The sequence below is a fragment of the Gemmatimonadaceae bacterium genome (assembly GCA_036003045.1).
Lineage (GTDB): Bacteria > Gemmatimonadota > Gemmatimonadetes > Gemmatimonadales > Gemmatimonadaceae > JAQBQB01.
The window spans coordinates 136,515-152,292 of sequence record DASYSS010000033.1; the positions used below are offsets into that span (position 1 = coordinate 136,515).

19 protein-coding genes are annotated in these 15,778 nt (G+C 66.4%); 6 read left to right on the forward strand and 13 right to left on the reverse strand.

The window, feature by feature from the left end:
* Positions 1-4: 4 nt before the first annotated feature.
* Together VGQ44_08195 and VGQ44_08200 are read right to left on the reverse strand one after the other, a co-directional pair.
* A complete protein-coding gene (locus VGQ44_08195) occupies positions 5-325 on the reverse strand; it encodes a hypothetical protein (protein HEV8446786.1) in 321 nt (106 codons plus the stop codon).
* A 69-nt stretch (positions 326-394) separates the two neighbouring features.
* The gene (locus VGQ44_08200; GenBank protein ID HEV8446787.1) at positions 395-706 is read right to left on the reverse strand and encodes a (2Fe-2S) ferredoxin domain-containing protein; all 312 of its coding nucleotides are present in this window, start codon (positions 704-706) and stop codon (positions 395-397) included.
* A 63-nt stretch (positions 707-769) separates the two neighbouring features.
* Here VGQ44_08200 and VGQ44_08205 point away from each other — a divergent pair, with 63 nt between their 5' ends.
* The 3 genes from VGQ44_08205 (at position 770) to VGQ44_08215 (ending at position 3,088) form a co-directional block, all read left to right on the forward strand.
* Positions 770-1,555, forward strand: coding sequence for an alpha/beta hydrolase (locus VGQ44_08205; GenBank protein HEV8446788.1), 786 nt, complete (start codon positions 770-772; stop codon positions 1,553-1,555).
* Between the two features lie 95 nt (positions 1,556-1,650).
* Positions 1,651-2,541: a sulfurtransferase gene (locus VGQ44_08210; protein ID HEV8446789.1), complete on the forward strand. Its 891-nt coding sequence runs from the start codon at positions 1,651-1,653 to the stop codon at positions 2,539-2,541.
* A gap of 16 nt (positions 2,542-2,557) precedes the next feature.
* Positions 2,558-3,088 carry an OsmC family protein gene (locus tag VGQ44_08215; GenBank protein ID HEV8446790.1) on the forward strand — a complete coding sequence of 177 codons (531 nt, stop codon included), beginning with the start codon at positions 2,558-2,560 and terminating at the stop codon, positions 3,086-3,088.
* A 16-nt stretch (positions 3,089-3,104) separates the two neighbouring features.
* On the opposite strand, the gene VGQ44_08220 is transcribed toward VGQ44_08215, so the two are convergent.
* Entirely contained in the window at positions 3,105-3,710 is a 606-nt protein-coding gene (locus VGQ44_08220) for a sigma-70 family RNA polymerase sigma factor (protein HEV8446791.1), read from the reverse strand.
* 171 nt (positions 3,711-3,881) lie between these two features.
* Here VGQ44_08220 and VGQ44_08225 point away from each other — a divergent pair, with 171 nt between their 5' ends.
* Both VGQ44_08225 and yedA read left to right on the forward strand, forming a co-directional pair.
* The gene (locus VGQ44_08225; GenBank protein ID HEV8446792.1) at positions 3,882-5,351 is read left to right on the forward strand and encodes an ATP-binding protein; all 1,470 of its coding nucleotides are present in this window, start codon (positions 3,882-3,884) and stop codon (positions 5,349-5,351) included.
* 18 nt (positions 5,352-5,369) lie between these two features.
* Complete coding sequence (yedA, locus tag VGQ44_08230; protein ID HEV8446793.1) at positions 5,370-6,311, forward strand: drug/metabolite exporter YedA; 942 nt, start codon at positions 5,370-5,372, stop codon at positions 6,309-6,311.
* On the opposite strand, the gene VGQ44_08235 is transcribed toward yedA, so the two are convergent.
* From VGQ44_08235 to VGQ44_08245, 3 genes are all read right to left on the reverse strand, one after another.
* Complete coding sequence (locus VGQ44_08235; GenBank protein ID HEV8446794.1) at positions 6,292-7,203, reverse strand: sensor domain-containing diguanylate cyclase; 912 nt, start codon at positions 7,201-7,203, stop codon at positions 6,292-6,294. The genes yedA and VGQ44_08235 overlap by 20 nt on opposite strands.
* 124 nt (positions 7,204-7,327) lie before the next feature.
* Positions 7,328-8,554, reverse strand: coding sequence for a DNA polymerase IV (locus VGQ44_08240; GenBank protein HEV8446795.1), 1,227 nt, complete (start codon positions 8,552-8,554; stop codon positions 7,328-7,330).
* Complete coding sequence (locus tag VGQ44_08245; protein HEV8446796.1) at positions 8,551-8,916, reverse strand: hypothetical protein; 366 nt, start codon at positions 8,914-8,916, stop codon at positions 8,551-8,553. The genes VGQ44_08240 and VGQ44_08245 overlap by 4 nt, the downstream gene beginning before the upstream one ends.
* Positions 8,917-8,936: 20 nt before the next feature.
* Here VGQ44_08245 and VGQ44_08250 point away from each other — a divergent pair, with 20 nt between their 5' ends.
* On the forward strand, positions 8,937-9,707 hold the full coding sequence (locus VGQ44_08250; GenBank protein ID HEV8446797.1) for a GntR family transcriptional regulator: 771 nt from the start codon (positions 8,937-8,939) through the stop codon (positions 9,705-9,707).
* A gap of 10 nt (positions 9,708-9,717) precedes the next feature.
* On the opposite strand, the gene rsgA is transcribed toward VGQ44_08250, so the two are convergent.
* From rsgA to VGQ44_08285, 7 genes are read right to left on the reverse strand one after another with little or no spacing between them, the layout of a single operon-like run.
* The gene (gene rsgA, locus VGQ44_08255; protein ID HEV8446798.1) at positions 9,718-10,716 is read right to left on the reverse strand and encodes a ribosome small subunit-dependent GTPase A; all 999 of its coding nucleotides are present in this window, start codon (positions 10,714-10,716) and stop codon (positions 9,718-9,720) included.
* Positions 10,716-11,120: a hypothetical protein gene (locus VGQ44_08260; GenBank protein ID HEV8446799.1), complete on the reverse strand. Its 405-nt coding sequence runs from the start codon at positions 11,118-11,120 to the stop codon at positions 10,716-10,718. Before VGQ44_08260 ends, rsgA begins: the two co-directional genes overlap by 1 nt.
* Complete coding sequence (locus VGQ44_08265; GenBank protein ID HEV8446800.1) at positions 11,117-12,061, reverse strand: proline dehydrogenase family protein; 945 nt, start codon at positions 12,059-12,061, stop codon at positions 11,117-11,119. The genes VGQ44_08260 and VGQ44_08265 overlap by 4 nt, the downstream gene beginning before the upstream one ends.
* Positions 12,061-13,899 (reverse strand): M14 family zinc carboxypeptidase, encoded by a 1,839-nt coding sequence (locus VGQ44_08270; protein HEV8446801.1) that lies wholly within the window; start codon positions 13,897-13,899, stop codon positions 12,061-12,063. The genes VGQ44_08265 and VGQ44_08270 overlap by 1 nt, the downstream gene beginning before the upstream one ends.
* A 56-nt stretch (positions 13,900-13,955) precedes the next feature.
* Positions 13,956-14,588: a hypothetical protein gene (locus VGQ44_08275; GenBank protein ID HEV8446802.1), complete on the reverse strand. Its 633-nt coding sequence runs from the start codon at positions 14,586-14,588 to the stop codon at positions 13,956-13,958.
* Complete coding sequence (locus VGQ44_08280) at positions 14,585-15,142, reverse strand: isoamylase early set domain-containing protein (GenBank protein HEV8446803.1); 558 nt, start codon at positions 15,140-15,142, stop codon at positions 14,585-14,587. Before VGQ44_08280 ends, VGQ44_08275 begins: the two co-directional genes overlap by 4 nt.
* 13 nt (positions 15,143-15,155) lie before the next feature.
* The gene (locus tag VGQ44_08285) at positions 15,156-15,701 is read right to left on the reverse strand and encodes an RNA polymerase sigma factor (protein ID HEV8446804.1); all 546 of its coding nucleotides are present in this window, start codon (positions 15,699-15,701) and stop codon (positions 15,156-15,158) included.
* Positions 15,702-15,778 lie beyond the last annotated feature (77 nt).

Here is a 15,778-nt window from a genome sequence, read left to right on the forward strand (position 1 = left end):
ACCGCTACTTCCGCTCGAGCGCGTCGCGCACGTCGAGCAGAATCTCGAAATAGAGTTGTTCGCGACGATAGCTGAAATCGAGCGCCGCCATTTGCGAATCGTCGCCGGACACTTTGGCGCGGTCGAACGCTTCCTTGTACATCTCGTCGAGGTTTTCCAGAATGCGTTCGCGGGAACGTGACATACCGATCTTCTCGAGGGCTTGAAGAGTCAAACGGGGAGGCGCATCGTCGGGGCGCTGCCGCGGTTCCGTCTCGATCTGATCGAGCAGGTAGCGGCGCGCCCGATCCATGAGCATTCGCCGCGTGCTGGGGAGGTTGTCCATTGAGGCGGGAGCGGAATCCGGAGCGAGCGAGGGCAAGCTAGTGTCGCCGTCACGGGGCTGCAACGCGTGTCAGGCATTAAGACGATGAAACACCGCCTCCTCGACGACGCGCCCATCCCGTAAGTGGTCGACGACGATCCGCTCCAGCAGCTGCGGCGTGACCCCGGCGTACCACACGCCCTCGGGATACACGACGACGATCGGCCCCCCGGCGCAGACTCCGAGGCAGGGCGTCTCGCCTCGCTTGACGCGGTTTGGCCCGAACAGGAGTCCCTCGCGCTGCAGCAACGCCGGTAGGAGCTCGTACAGGCCCCGCCCGCGCGAATCCGGCGAACAAAAACCGCCCACGCAGATCAGCACATGGCGCGAATATGGGTCCATTCGAGGCTGGGGAACGTTTTTGGGCATGTCTCTGAAGGTATAGCGCAGTAACTTTCCGGCTCGATGCCCGATTCCACCCGCATCGCCGACCTGTCGGTGTTGTATTCGCGGCCGCCGCACGCCCACCGGCGGGCCGTGTTGTTCATCCACGGCTACTTCGCGACCGCGTCGGTGTTCGCCGAATGGGTGCCGTTCTTCGCGGCGCGGGGCATGCCCGCGTACGCGGTCAACTTGCGCGGACGAGCGGGAAGCGGCCCGGAGGTCAATTTGGGCCGCACGTCGATCACCGATTACGTCGCCGACGCGGCGGCCGTGGCGCGGCACCTGGACAAGCCGATTGTCATCGGCCACTCGATGGGTGGCCTCATCGCGCAGTGCCTCGCCGAACGCGGTCTGGCGCAGGGCCTCGGCATGTTGGCGCCGGCTCCCCCGAAAGGAATTCGCTTCATGACCTTCAAGATGGTCATGCGCCAACTCAAGTATTTGCCGGCGATCTACGGATCCGGCGTCGTCGCGCCGACGCTCGCGGACTTGAAGGAAATCGTTCTCAACCACGTCCCCGAGTCGCAGCACGAAGAGGTCATCTCCACGTTCATTCCCGACAGCGGGCGCGTGGCGAAAGAGATGTCGATCAACGGCGTGCCGGTGGATCAACGTCGCGTGCGGGTTCCGGCGCTCGTGGTCGCGGCGGACGACGATCAGTTCATTCCGCTCGAGACCTGCCGACAAGTCGCGGTGCTGTATCACGCGTCGATGCACACGGTGCTCGGTCACGGCCACATGATGCCGCTCGAGCCCGGGTGGCAGGCGATCGCGGACACCGTCGCGCGCTGGGCCGTGTCCCTCTGACGGCAAGGAACGCGCGGTCCGGTGGGGGATATGTTTCGCGTATCATCGCCCCACCCTGTTGAATGCACGCACGCACCGCGCAGGAGGACGGACCAGTGAGCACCAGCACCGCGACCACCGGCGACACCTCGATCGCCGCCAAGGGCTACGCCCACGCCGACGCGCTCGTGAGCACCGAATGGCTCGCCGAGCATTTGAACGACCCGAACATTCGCGTCGTCGAAAGCGACGAGGACGTGCTGCTCTACGACACGGGCCACATCCCGGGCGCCGTCAAGATCGATTGGCACGACGATCTGAACGATCCGCTCGTGCGCGACTACATCGGCGCGAATCGATTCGAGGAGCTTCTTCGCTCGCACGGCATCGACAAATCGACGACGGTGATCTTTTATGGCGACAAGAACAACTGGTGGGCCGCCTACGCGCTCTGGGTGTTCCACCTCTTCGGCTTCACGAACACCAAAATCCTCGACGGCGGACGCGTGAAATGGGACAACGAGGGCCGTCCGATGACGACCGAACCGCCGGCGAACCGCGCACCCTCGGCCTATTCAGCCGGCCGACGCGACGACGCGCCGATTCGCGCCTTCAGGGGCGACGTGGAGGTTCACCTCGCGTCGTCGGGTAAGCTCGTCGACGTCCGGTCGCCCGACGAGTACACGGGCAAGAAGCTGCACATGGCCGAGTACCCGCAGGAGGGAGCGCTGCGCGGCGGACACATTCCGGGAGCGAAGAGCGTTCCCTGGGCCCGCGCCGCGAACGCCGACGGAACCTTCAAGTCCGCCGCTGAGCTCCGCGCGATTTACCAGGACGAACAGGGACTCTCGCCGGCGGACGACGTCATCGCGTATTGCCGCATCGGCGAGCGGTCGAGCCACACGTGGTTCGTGCTGCGCTATCTGCTCGGATACGAAAAAGTTCGAAACTACGACGGCAGTTGGACGGAGTGGGGGAACACCGTGCGCGCACCGATCGAACGATAAGGATTCTCGAAAAATCATGTCCGCCGCTTCTTCAGAACCAGCCGGCGCGAGCTCGTCGATCGGCGACTTGCCGACGACCACGGGCTCGACCGCCCCCGTCATCACGCGCAGCGAGGCGACGTGGCGCGGCGACCGTTCATTCGACGCCGGACCGGCCGGACGACAGCACCTCATCGACGGCGGCGCGAAACGCGGTCCCGGCCCGGTCGAGACGCTGCTCAACGCGATCGCGACCTGCTCGAGCCTCGACGTGATCGACATCATCGCCAAGCGAAGAACGCCGGTCGAGCGATTGTCGGTGAAGATCACGGCGCATCGGCGGCCGGACTATCCGCGCCGCGTCATGCGGCTCGAGATGGAATTCGTGATCGACGGAGCGGAGATCGAAGCCGAGCACGCCGAACGGGCGATTCACTTGTCGTTCGAGCGCTATTGCTCGGTGGCGGGCTCGCTCGGATCGGACATCGTCGCCGAGACGCGGCTCATCCTGAACGGAGTGGGCCGCGATCCGGTGCTGCAACACGTCTGGAAGCCGGCCACGGCGTAACGCCGCGGCTGGCGGCTCAGGCGATTCGGCGCTGGTCGACGGGCCGCGCCGTCGCGGACGCGGCGAATCCGGCGTCGCGCGCGTACGTCATCAGCTGCTCCTGCATCAGCCGCCGCCCGCGGAAAAGGCGTGAGCGAACAGTCCCGATCGGCACGCGAAGAATCTCCGCCGCCGCTTCGTAGGACTGGTCCTCGACGTCCACGATGACGAGCGTCGAGCGGAACGGCTCCGGAACGTTCGCCAGCGCGGCGGCGATCGCCGGCGCCAAATCCAATCGCGAGAAGATGCTCTCGACATTGTCGCGCGCGCCGTCGTTGTAGAGCGATCCCACCAACGCGAGATCGATTTCTCCCGACTCCAACTCGACCATGGGCCGGGCCCGCTCGCGAGAGCGCAGAAAAACGTTTCGACAGATCGTGAAGAGCCAGCGCCGACAGTCGCTCCCGGGCAGGTACGTGTGCCACGACCTGAAGGCGCGAAGGAAGGTGTCCTGCACCACGTCGTCGGCGTCGGACTCGTCGCGAGTGAGCGAAAGGGCGAATCGATAGACGTCATCGATCCACGGAATCGCTTCGCGCTCGAAAGTGATGGTCTGTTCCAAAGGTCGCTGAGTGTATGGCACGCTAGTCATCAGTTGACGTGTAAAGTATATGGCCAAGACACCTGGGACGCGAGGTCCCCCCTACGCGGCGGGGTCCGTTGTCACCACTAACCCATTAAGACGAGTTGTGGTCATATTTGGTCGCTTGAAACCGCTGTCGGGACGACTTAACACCGCCATCTTACGGTTAACGTGAACGAGCTCGAGAACTCGGACCAAACGGTCGAATTACGCCTCGATTGGGCGATGGCCCGTGCGGGACTCGGCATCTGCACCATTTCGAGACAGGGTGAGGTGCTCTCGGCAAGCGACGGATTGGCTCGAATGCTCGGGTACGTCGCGGCAAACGACGTCCTCGGCCTCGACCTCGGCGCGGGAATCTTCGTGGACCCGGACGATTTTGCTTCGATCGTCGCCGGCGCTGATGCGCCGAGCTCAGAGTGGATCGAGACGCATTGGAAGCGGCGCGACGGAAGCCTCGTCGTGATGCGTTTGGTAGCGCGCCGGGTTTCCGACGACAGCGGCCGCGATCGTCTCGAGATTCTCGCCGACGACGTGACTGAACGCCGGCGTCAGGAAGAATTGGTTCGGCGCAGCGAACGGATGGCGTCGCTCGGCGCCGTTCTCGCCGGAGCGGCTCACGAGCTGAATAACCCGCTCGCCGCGATCTTGGGATTCTCGCAGCTGCTTCTGCGCCGACGTTGGCCGCTCGAGGATCGGACCGCGCTCGAAGCGATTCACCACGAGGCGATGCGCTCGGCGACGATCGTGAAGGATCTGCTCGCGCTGGCTCGCCGGCGCGGAGTCGAACGCCGCGCCCCGGCCGACGTCAACGAGCTCGTCGCCTACATCATGCGCACGCGCCGGTACGCGTTCGAGACGGCCGGAATCCTCTGCAATCTCGAGCTCGGACACCCGATCCCACCCGTGCGGGGCGACCGCACGCAGCTCGAGCAGGTGATTTTGAATTTGCTCAACAACGCCGAGCAGGCGCTCCGCCCGCGCGTCGACGGGCACCGCTCGACCTCGCCCGGCCGGATCTTGATCCGAACGAGACACGAGGAGCCGAACGTCATCGTCGAGGTCGAGGACAATGGCCCCGGCGTACCCGACGACGTGCACGCCGACATCTGGGATCCATTCTGGACGTCGAAGGAGGAAGGCGAAGGAACCGGCCTCGGTCTCACCGTCGTCCACACGATCGTCGTCGACCATGGCGGCAGCGTGACGCTCGAGCGGAGCTCGCTCGGCGGCGCTCGATTCGTCGTTCGTTTACCGACCGTCTCGGCGACCGAGCAGCCGGCGGCGCCCTCGCGGGCCTCGCGTCCGCTCGACGTTCTCGTCGTCGATCCGCGTTCCGCTGATTTGCCGTTCGTCGAGCGTTTCCTCGCGTCGCGCGGACACGCCGTGATCAACGCGGCCAGCGGCGAGGCCGCGCTTCGCCTCGCGTCGCAGAGTCGCTTCGACGCCGTCGTGTGCGACGCGGATCTCGCCGTGTCCGGAGGTGTGCCGATCGTGAACGAGCTGCGCGCGTCGTCCGGATGTGCCCACGCGCGCTTCGTCCTGTCGGCCGAGCGTTCACCGCCGGCCATGGACGAGGGCATCGCCTACGTCATGCGACCGTACGACGTCGATGAACTACGCCGCCTAATCGAAGGATGATCGGCCGGGCGTCATTCCATGCCGATGCCCGTGTCTGTCTCTGACCGCGACGCGGCCCGCGGGCGCGTCATCGGCGCATTCGCCGCGGTCTATGTCGTTTGGGGATCGACCTACCTCGCCATCCGATACGCGGTCGAGAGTATGCCGCCGCTGCTCATGGCGGGAAGCCGATTCGCCGTATCCGGCGCGATCCTGTACGCGTGGGCGCGGCTCCGCGGCGCCTCAAAGCCCACCGCGGCGGAATGGCGAACCGCGGCGATCACCGGATTCTTGCTGATCTGCATCGGCAACGGCTCGGTGGCGTGGGCGGAACGCCGAGTGCCGTCAGGGCTCGCCGCGTTGCTCGTAGCCGTCGTTCCGTTGTGGATGGTGTTGCTCGACTGGATCCGGCCCGGGGGCGTGCGACCGCGAAAGGCGGTCGTCGCGGGCGTGATCATCGGCCTGATCGGGCTGGCCGTGCTCGTGGGCCGCGACTCGCTGACCGGACAAGGCGGCGTGGACGCGCTGGGCGCCGGTGTGCTCGTGGCCGCGTCGATGAGTTGGGCGATCGGCTCGGTGTACAACCGGCACGGTGCGCGCCCGGACTCGGCGGCGATGTCCACGGCGCTCCAGATGCTCGGCGGCAGCGTATCGCTCCTGGTACTTGGCTTCGCGCTCGGCGAGACCGGCGGCATCCACATGGCCTCGATCACGCGCGCGTCGTGGCTCGGCTGGGGTTATCTCGTGACCTTCGGCGCCCTACTCGGCTTCACGGCATACATCTACTTGCTGCGCAACGTGAGCCCGGCGAAGGCGTCGACCTACGCGTACGTGAACCCGGTCGTCGCCGTGATCTTGGGTTGGGCCGTCGCCGGTGAAGTCGTCACGCCACGCACGGTTCTGGCGGCGGCGATCATCCTCGGCGGCGTGGCGATGATCACCATCGCCCGCTCTCGGCGCGTTACGCTTCCCGGCGAATAGCCGCCCGCTGCCGCGCGTCCGTGTGCCGTCTGATGACGCGCACGGCCATCAAGCTCCGGTCGGCGCGGTCGATGATCTGCATCAGCGATTCGCCCGTCTCGCGCGTGGCCCAGCCGAGGGAGAAGGGAACGGGTGCCCGCTCGAGCGCCTCGATGCGCAGGCGGTCGGCGACGAGCTTCGTCGAGTCGGCGTCTTGTCCGCGCAGCAGGACGACGAATTCGTCGCCGCCGATTCGCACCACGCATTCCTCGGCGCGCACGTAGCGCATGAGGAAGCGCGCCATGCGGCGGAGGACTTCGTCGCCTTCCCGGTGTCCCCACTGGTCGTTGTACTGCTTGAACTGGTCGACGTCGACGAAGACGCAGCCGCATTTCGCGGACGGATCGCGTGCGAGCTCGACGTCGACCTCCGCGAGACACCGGCGATTGAGCGCGCCGGTGAGCGCGTCGTGCGTGCTCATCTCTAGCAACGATGCTTCGAGCGCCTTGCGGCCCGTGATGTCGATGAGGATTCCGTGAATGAACGCCTCGTTCGTGTCGGGATCGCGGACGAGGTTGCAGCTGTCGAGAACCGTTCTCGTCTGGCCGTCCGGCCGGCGGATGGCGATCTCGAACTCGCGCACCGAGCCGTCGGTCTCCAGGAGGCGCACCTGCTCGTCGCGCCGCTCGGGCTCGGCGTACAGCGCGACCGCGCCGCCTTTGCCCAGGTCGGCCAATGACTCGACGCCAACGATTTCCAGGAACGCCTGGTTGGCGTCCAGGATCTCGCCGTCGCGCGTGGTGATGTAGATGCCTTCGCGAATGTTCTTGGCGAACTCGCGAAGGCTCTCGGGATCACTCAGGCTGCGAAAGCGCGTCGATCCCAACAAGGGCGGCGATCCTAATTGACTCATTCACACTGATCCCGGCCGCTGAAGGGCACCGCAACGGCCGCGAGGCGGGAACAACCTTTCCAACACGGACGATTCGCGCGCGGAAGGGGCAATTACATCCGACGGTCGTCCGGCTGAGCCCGATTCAATCTATCAGCCGAGCCGGCAGAATGCCCCGGTCGCCGAACTTGGCCCGAACGCGATCCACCGTCCGCGCGAGAACCCGGTCCCGGCTCGTTTCCGCGACCCGCTCGTCCGCAAGCTCGAAGAGGGTCATCTGGTCGGCCGTCGAATCCATGGCGAGCGACGACAGCGACACACCAAGCAGCCGGGCCGGCACGCGCCGCTTCTCGCGCAGTTTGCCCAGGAGCTGCCGGCCAACCTCGAGGATCACGCGGTCGGAGATGACAGGCGCGTCGAGCGTGCGGCTGGCGGAGCGCGTCTTGAAGTCGAAATCGCGGATCTTGATGGTGACCGTTCGCGCGGTCAGGCCATCGGACCGGAGGTCGGAGGCCGCGCGTGTCGTCAGCGCGAGCAGTTCGCGCGCGAGCTCGTCGTCGCTCGCGATGTCGGCGGCAAACGTCTCGTCGCGGCTGATGCTCTTCGCGTCGCCATGCGATTCCACCTCGCGCGCGTCCACGCCGCGCACCCGCGCGTAGAGCCATTCGGCTTCGCGCTGGCTGAGCCACTGCGCGAGCGTGGGAACGTCGTACGCGAGCACGTCGGTCACGCGCCGCATGCCGAGCTTCGCGAGGCGTTCCTGGAAGCGTGGGCCGACGAGAGGAATGTCGGCCAGGTCGAACGTGTTCAGAAAATCTTGTTCGGTTCCGGGCTCGACGACGTGAACGCCGGTCGCCGCGGTGCCGGGCTTCGGTTTCGCGCGCTCTACGGCGAGCTTCGCGACGAGCTTGGACGTTCCGCCGCCGATCGACACGGACAACGTCGTGGCCTCGGTCACGGCCTCGCGGATGCGGCGAGCCGTCGCCGCGAGCGGCTCGTGACCGTACACGCCTTCGGTGCCGCCCATGTCGAGATACCACTCGTCGATGCTCGCGCCCTCGACGACGGGCGAGAACTTCTCGAGCACGCCGCGGATCTCCCGGCTCTTTTCTGAGCAGACGCGCCGGGGAATCGGCACGCACATCGCTTGGGGACACAATCGCAGCGCCCGAGCGATCGGCATCGCGGATCGAACGCCGAACCTTCTCGCCTCGTACGACGCCGAGCAGACGACGCCGCGGCTCTCGCGCGTGCCGCCGACGATGAGATACCTCGCCTTCCCAGCGCCTTCCGGATCGACCAGGCGCGCCACGGCACAGTAGAACGCGTCGGCGTCGGCGAGCAGGATGCGGCGCGACGGCGTCCCCGTCATCGGACGTGCAGATCCTGGACGAAGCGCGAGCCTTCCTCGTAGCGCGTGACACCGAGCGTTCGCGCCATGATCTCGCCGACGACGCCCGCGACATGGTCGCGGTACTCGTCGGCGGCCATGCCGTCCGTCGGCTCCGTATTCTCCATGATGAAGTCGATCACGTCGCCGGGCGTCTGAAGCACCTCGCCGTCCGAATCACCGGCCACGCCGAATTCCTCTTCGATGGCCGCAAAGAATTCTTTGAGGGCCCAACTCATGTGATCGGCGGCCGGTAGATGAGCAGCATGTTCAGTGAATGTCGTCGGCGTCGGAACGACGAGCAACATCATCGTGACGTTCGGTTCCTTACCCCTTTCGCCCACGCCTGTATATTGCGTTCCACATGACTTCGACGAGGAAGCCACCGGCGCGCAGTCTGTTGGACGTCGACGCGACGGCCCTCCCACCGGGGAGCGCGGCCGATGCGCCGCACGGATCGCGGCCCGAGCAGGTGTATGTCCGGCTGCGCGACCTGATCGTCCAGGGCTTGCTCGCGCCCGGCAGCCGGATCGTCGAGACCGAGATCGCCACACGCCTGGGCGTAAGCAGGACGCCGGTTCGCGAGGCGCTTCAACGATTGCAGCAGGAAGGCTACGTCATGGGCTCGCCGGGGGCCCAGCAGTCCCGGCTCACCGTCGCTCCGTTGACGCGCGACGACGTTTATGAATTGCTAAACATCGTCGGCGCGCTGGAAGGGATCGGCGCGCGGGGCGTCGCCTCGCTGCCGAATCCAGACCGGCGCGCGCTGGTGCGCGACCTCAGGGGCCTCAACGCCGAGTTTCAGCGCGCGGGCAAAGCCACGCCGATCGATCACGGCAGTCTCTACGACGCCGACCAGCGGCTTCATCGCCGCATCGTCGAGGCGTGCGCCGGCCCCCGGCTGCTCGCGCTGCACGACGCGGTCAAGCCGCAGGCCGAACGCTACATCCGCATGTACATCAGTATGCTCACCGGCGACATCCGTACGTCGGTGTACGAGCACGACATCATCATCGCCGCAATCGACGAAGGGCGTGCCGACGACGCCGAGCTCGCCGTACAGGTGAATTGGCGCCACGCCGCCGACCGCTTGAGCAAAGTGATCGCGGTCGCCGGCGAGCGCGGCTCCTGGTAGCTCGCTCGCGTCAGCCGGCTTCGAGCTCTTCCAACAATCGTCGGTAGCTGTCGTAGCGCGCCTCGGACACCGTCCCGGCGTCGACTGCCGCGCGCACGGCACACTCGGGCTCGGCCAAGTGCCGGCAGTCGGCGTAGCGACAATCCGGGCTCAGCGCGCGCATCTCGGGAAAACACCGGTCGAGATGCTCGGGTGGAAGCGCCCACAAACCGACTTCGCGCAGACCTGGCGTGTCGATCACGTAGCCCGCGCCGCCCGCCGTGCCGTCGCCGGGCAGGGGAAGCATCAGCGCGCCGACCGTCGTGTGGCGACCCTTGTTCACCGACTCGCTGATCGCGCCCACGCGCAGACCGGCTCCGGGAAAGATCGCGTTCAGCAGCGACGACTTCCCCACGCCCGACGGCCCGGTGATCACGGAGCGGCAATCGTTGAAGCTTGCCTTCAGATCCGCGAGTCCGGCGCCGGTCTTTACGCTCGTATAGTGCACCGGATATCCGGCGGTTTCGTACGCGCGGAAGCGCTGGCGCGCCTCCTCGGAGTCGGCGAGATCGATCTTGTTGACGATCACGCGAGCGCGGAGATCGTTTCCTTCGGCAATGACGAGGAAACGGTCCAGCATGCGCAGGTGCGGCTCGGGCTTCGCCATCGCGAACATGATCACGACCTGATCGACGTTCGCGGCGACGATGCGCTCGCCCTGCCCTCCGCCCGGAGCGCGCCGGGCCAGCGCGGACTTCCGGGGCAGGATTTCGGCGATCGCCCACTCGCTGCCGCGGGCCGAACGCTCGAGCATCACGTCGTCGCCGACGGCGAGCTTGAGCGACTCGGCGGCCGATTGGACGGTGTCGCGCCGGAGCGACCCGTCACGGCGCCGACCGGCGTCGGATTTTTTCAGCCGGCCGCGCAGCGAGGCATCGATCGTTTCCCCGGCGTCGGTTCGCACGCGCCACACGCCGCCTGTCCCCTCGAGGACGACCCCGTGTGCCGGCGGTCGATGGGCGACGGTCATTATGGGCTCTCGTCTCCGCCTTCGTCGCGCATCGCGTCCCACCATCGGCGCGACGGCTCGGCACCGCGGCGCTCGGCGATCAGCCGGTCGAGCAGCTTCTTTACTTCGTCGAGCGGCGTCCGTCCGAGTGCATCGCGTGCCTGCTGCTCGCTCGGGCCCGTCGCGAGATAATCACTTTCGACGTGGCCTTCGGGAGTTTGCGCGCCGATTCTCGCCCACTTGATGAAGAGGAAGAACGCGCGCCAGTCGCCGCCGGCGGGTTCGGCCATGATCTCCACGCTGTAGGAGAATCCGTCGTTTCCCTCGAACGCCGCGGGACGGTCGTGGACTGCCGCGTATCCACCGATCGTGGATTCGTCGCCCTTGCTGTGGTCGGGTGGCCGATACCGCGCGTGCGACATCATCGCTTCCGTCCGCGCCCTCCGAACGCCTCGCGAATCACGTTGCCCGTGATGAACGCCACGTTCGCGGGCCGCTCGGCGAGGCGGCGCATGAGGTACGGATACCACTGCGTGCCGAACGGCACGTAGACGCGCATCCGAAATCCCTCGCGCACCAGCTGCTCCTGCAGATCGCGTCGGACGCCGTACAACATCTGAAACTCGAATCGCGACCGGTCGATCTCTTGGTCGGCGACGTAACGCTTCGCCTCGTCGATGATCTTCGGGTCGTGCGTGGCGATGCCCGGATAGTTGCCGCCGCCCAGCAGCAGGCGCATGCAGCGGACGTAGTTCGCGTCGACTTCTTTCTTCTCGGGAAACGCCACCGCCGCCGGCTCCTTGTACGCGCCCTTGCACAGGCGCACCCGGCAACCGAGCTGCAGGGCGCGTTCCACGTCGGAGCGCGTCCGGTATAGATAGCTCTGGAGCACGATTCCGACGTGATCCTTGTAGGCCGGGTACAGGCGGTTCTCGAACAGATTCAGAGTCCGCTCGGTGTACGCGCTCCCTTCCATGTCCAGGCGCACGAACGTCGAGAGCCGGCGGGCACGCTCGAGCACGTCGTGCATGACCGAGACGCACAGCTCCTCGGAGATGTCGAGTCCCATCGCCGTGAGCTTGAGCGACACGTTCGCCTCGAGCTTCTCCTGGTGGATTCGGTCGAGGATCGCGAGATACTGCGCGCCGGCAGCCCGCGCCTCCCGCTCGTTGGTCACGCTCTCGCCGAGCAGGTCGAGTGAGGCGGAGATGCCCTTCGCGTTGAGCGCGGCGACGGCGGCGACGGCCTCGTCGAGCGTCTCTCCCGCAACGAACCGCTTCGCAAATCGTTTTGCCAGCCGGTTGTTGCGAACGAAGCGGAAGATCCGCGGCCGGCTGGAGAGGTACAACAGGGTGGAACGGAGCATCAGTTGCGCGACGGGTGCGACTTGAGCGTCACCGGCTTCGTGATGCGCGAGATCGGAAAGTCGGCGTGCGCCGCCAGAATGCCGTCGAGGAACGACCACTGCGCGAGTCCGTCTTCCGACTCCGGCTCGAGCAAATAGAACGCGGCCAGCCCTCGCGGCTGCCCAGCGCGAACGATGTAGCTCTTGGCGGCGAGCGTGCGCGAGCCGGGCTCGCCCCAGCGGCCCGCCACGTCCTTCATCATTCGCGAAGTCTCCGACCGGCCGCGGTCGATCACGCTGTCGACGGCGAACGTTTGCACGGTCGCCGACGCCGGCGCGCTGAGCTGCTCGACGGAGATTCCATGGATCGCGAGAATCGGCAGCAGCGCGGCGCCCGTCGCCGAATCGAACGCATAGGCGAACGGCAGCGTCGACGTCAAAGTCGGCGAAAAAGTCGCCATCACCGGCATTCGCACCAGCTTCACGATGCCGAGGCGCTGGCGGTTGCCGAGCCCCGCTTCGCGCTTGGTCGAATCGGTGAGCGGTACGACCTCTTCGACGCGGACGTCTTCCATGCGCGTCGTATCCATTCGCGATTTGAGCGACAGCGGCGGGGAGCTTCCCGGGTGTGCCGCCCACGACGCGACTCTCGCGTCGCCCGCCGGCCCGAGCGCCCGGATCTCGCGGCTATGCTCGGCAACCCACGAGAGAATCTCGCTGACGAAGTCGTACGTGGAGGCGACCCGCCGCGCGAACGGATCGTGCGAAAAGGCTTCGCTCAGGATCGCCACTCGATTTCGCAAACCGTAATAGTTCGTTCCGTATCGGGCGAGCGATTCGTAGGTCGAGAACGCCCAGCCTTTGGACGGAATCGAGTCGACGATCATTTGCTCGAGGCCAGGACCTCGACCGCCGAATCCTCCGCCGCCCGCGCCGCGACCCGCCGATCGGCCGGCGCTGTCGGGCGGTGCGCCTCGGCGACCTGCGCCGGCGCCTCCACGAGGACCGCGCACGACATCGGTGCGGCTGAAATCGCCATAGTCCTGCACGTAGAAGCCGTCGCGATCGAGCATCCGCTTACGAATCTCCGCCATCATGTTGGCGGAATACCCGAGCACGTTGACCGCGGTCGGCGTGAGCGGCGGCGCGTACGTCAGCGCATACCCATGGATGCTGCCGTCCGTCGTGTGGAGATCCATGAACAGATCCGGATTCCACTCGTTCAGCATCGCGAACGCCCCTTTCGTTTCAGGCGCGTCGGCACCGATGTAGTCGCGATTGAGGTTCCAACCCGACGCGTTTTGCCGAGTGCCGACGAGCTCCGGTCCGTTCTGGGCGCCGCGGTTGCGCGCTTGAGGGCCCCACTTCTCGTTGCCGTCGGCGTTGTAGATCGGTTGCACGATGAGCACGATCGAATCGAGCACGTTCTTGTGCTTGTCGAACACGAGATCGCGCAGCAGCGACTGCATCGCCTCTTTGCCTTCGACCTCGCCCGCGTGGATGTTCGCCTGGATGTACGCGATCGGGCGCCCGAGTCGTCGCGCGGCCGCCGGTGTCGCGACGAGAGGCCGCGAGGCGATCACGTACGGCAGCTCGCGCCCTTCGATCGTCTTGCCGATCGAGCCAGTGGCGATCTTCGCACCGAGCGCCTTGAGTGAATCGATGAAGACGATGACGTCGTCGTAGTGCGACGTCTCGGTGAACTTCGTCCGTTCGGCGCGCGTGAGCGGGCGCTTCCCGGCGAAGCTCTCGAGCGTGTACTTGCTCTTGCTCGGAATGCTGTAGTTGTCGACTTGCTGAGCGGCGCAGGGCCAGGCGGAGAAGACGAGTACAGCCCCAATCGACGCGGCACGACGCATGTACGAAACCCCGGCGGGTTGGACGGGGAATTGTACCCGATCGAGTCGCCGCGACGCTACTCTGACGACTCGGACGGCTTGCCTGTGCTGGCGCCGCGCTGGAGGAGGCCGCGCGCGCGCGTCTGCGCGGCGACGGTCGGGTCGGCGCCTCGATCGATGTCAGCGCGAACGTTGCGCTGAAAGAGCGCGAATTCCCCGTCCTTGACGCCCGATTTTTCGAGCTGGATGACGAGATTCGTCGCCGTCGCCACCTCGATCCGTAGTCCAATCAGATCGGTGATCACGGCGAGCGGCATGGTGACGGGGCGCTTTCCGTTGGCCGCCTTGACGCGCGCGAGATCGCGATCGGATACGCCCGCCTCGAACGCCGTCGACGCGGCCTTGATCTCGTCACTGCTGGCGCTCGTTCCGAGTACGGCACGCGCCGACGTCATGCGCACGCTCAACTGCTTCACGGCGGTCACGATCTTTGGCCCGTCAGATCCCTTCGCCGCGCCCTCGAGCGCCTTGTCGACGAGCGGCGCGGTGGGAAGCTTGGCGGCGCGCGCCGAATCCACGATCGCGTTCACCGCGACGTACGTGGGCTTGTCCAGCCTCGCCACGAGCCTCGGATCGGCACCCGCGCTCTGCGCCGTGAGGGCTCGCGCGACGAGCGAGAGCACCGTCACGGTGCGCAGAAACTTCGTCATTCTTGCGGTACGACGATCGCCGAGTTTGGGACGCCGTAGTCGTTGTCCACGACGCGCGGAGCCGTTGGATCGGCGACCCAGACGCTGTCATCGACGACGAACGAGTAGCGATGGTGGCCGACCGGAACCGGCGCGGTCACCGACCAGACGCCGCCGCCGCGATGCTGCGCCTGATATCCGGCATGCTGCGCGTCCCAGCCGTTGAAGTCGCCAACGACGGCGACCTTCTTCGCGTCGGGGGCGACGAGCACGAACTGCACGCGCTGCGGCGCCGGCTTCGTTTGCGCCGGGAAGAGCGCGCTGGCGATCGGCTTGGCCGCGCGATCGACGTCCACCGCGAAATGCATCGCGCCGAGCACGGCGAACAGCGCGACGGAAGCGGCGAGCAACCCCCACGTCAGCGGCATCACGGTCACGGTGCGCGGCGTCGTGAGCCGCGCCCACAGCTTGAGCCGCTCGTGACCCGGCAGGCGGCGCACCGCCGCCATCACCCGGGCGTCGAACGAGGCGCTCAGGCGCACGGGCGCGCGCAACGCCCGCGCGATCTGGCTCATCCTCACATCGTCATCAGACACTGTGCACCTCACTCAGCAGCTCGCGCAGGCGTTCGCAGGCGCGCATTACCCGCATCTTGAGCGCCGAAACCCCGACGCCTGTGAGCTGCGACATCTCGTCGTAGCCCAGCTCCTCTACATACTTCAACAGGAAGGCTTCGCGTTGGTCGGGCCGCAACTGCTGCAAAGCGCGATCGATTTCTTCGCGCCACGCGGTCCGCTCGGCCGGATGATCCTCCGCTGCACCGAGCAGCGCCGTTTCGTCCGCCACGAACGTCCGCGCCCGTCGCCCCCGTCGCGCCCCGACGGTCCGGCACCGGTTGACCAGGATGCGGAACAACCAGGCCCCGAATCGTTCGGGATCCTCGCACTGCGGCAACGATCGGTACGCCCGCGTGAACGCGTCCTGCAGTGCCTCTTCCGCGTCCTCGCGGTTGCCGAGCATGTGAAACGCGTAACGGGCGTACCGGTCGCGATACCGCTCGACCAGTGTCCCGAACGCCTCCACATCGCCGCGCAACACGTGGGATACGACGACTGCGTCCGAGCTAGCTTCCACGTCGAATGACCTGCGGTGGTCGGAGAGGGTCACAATTGGTGTACGTCAGTTTGAATCAACCACTTGCGATCGGCGGT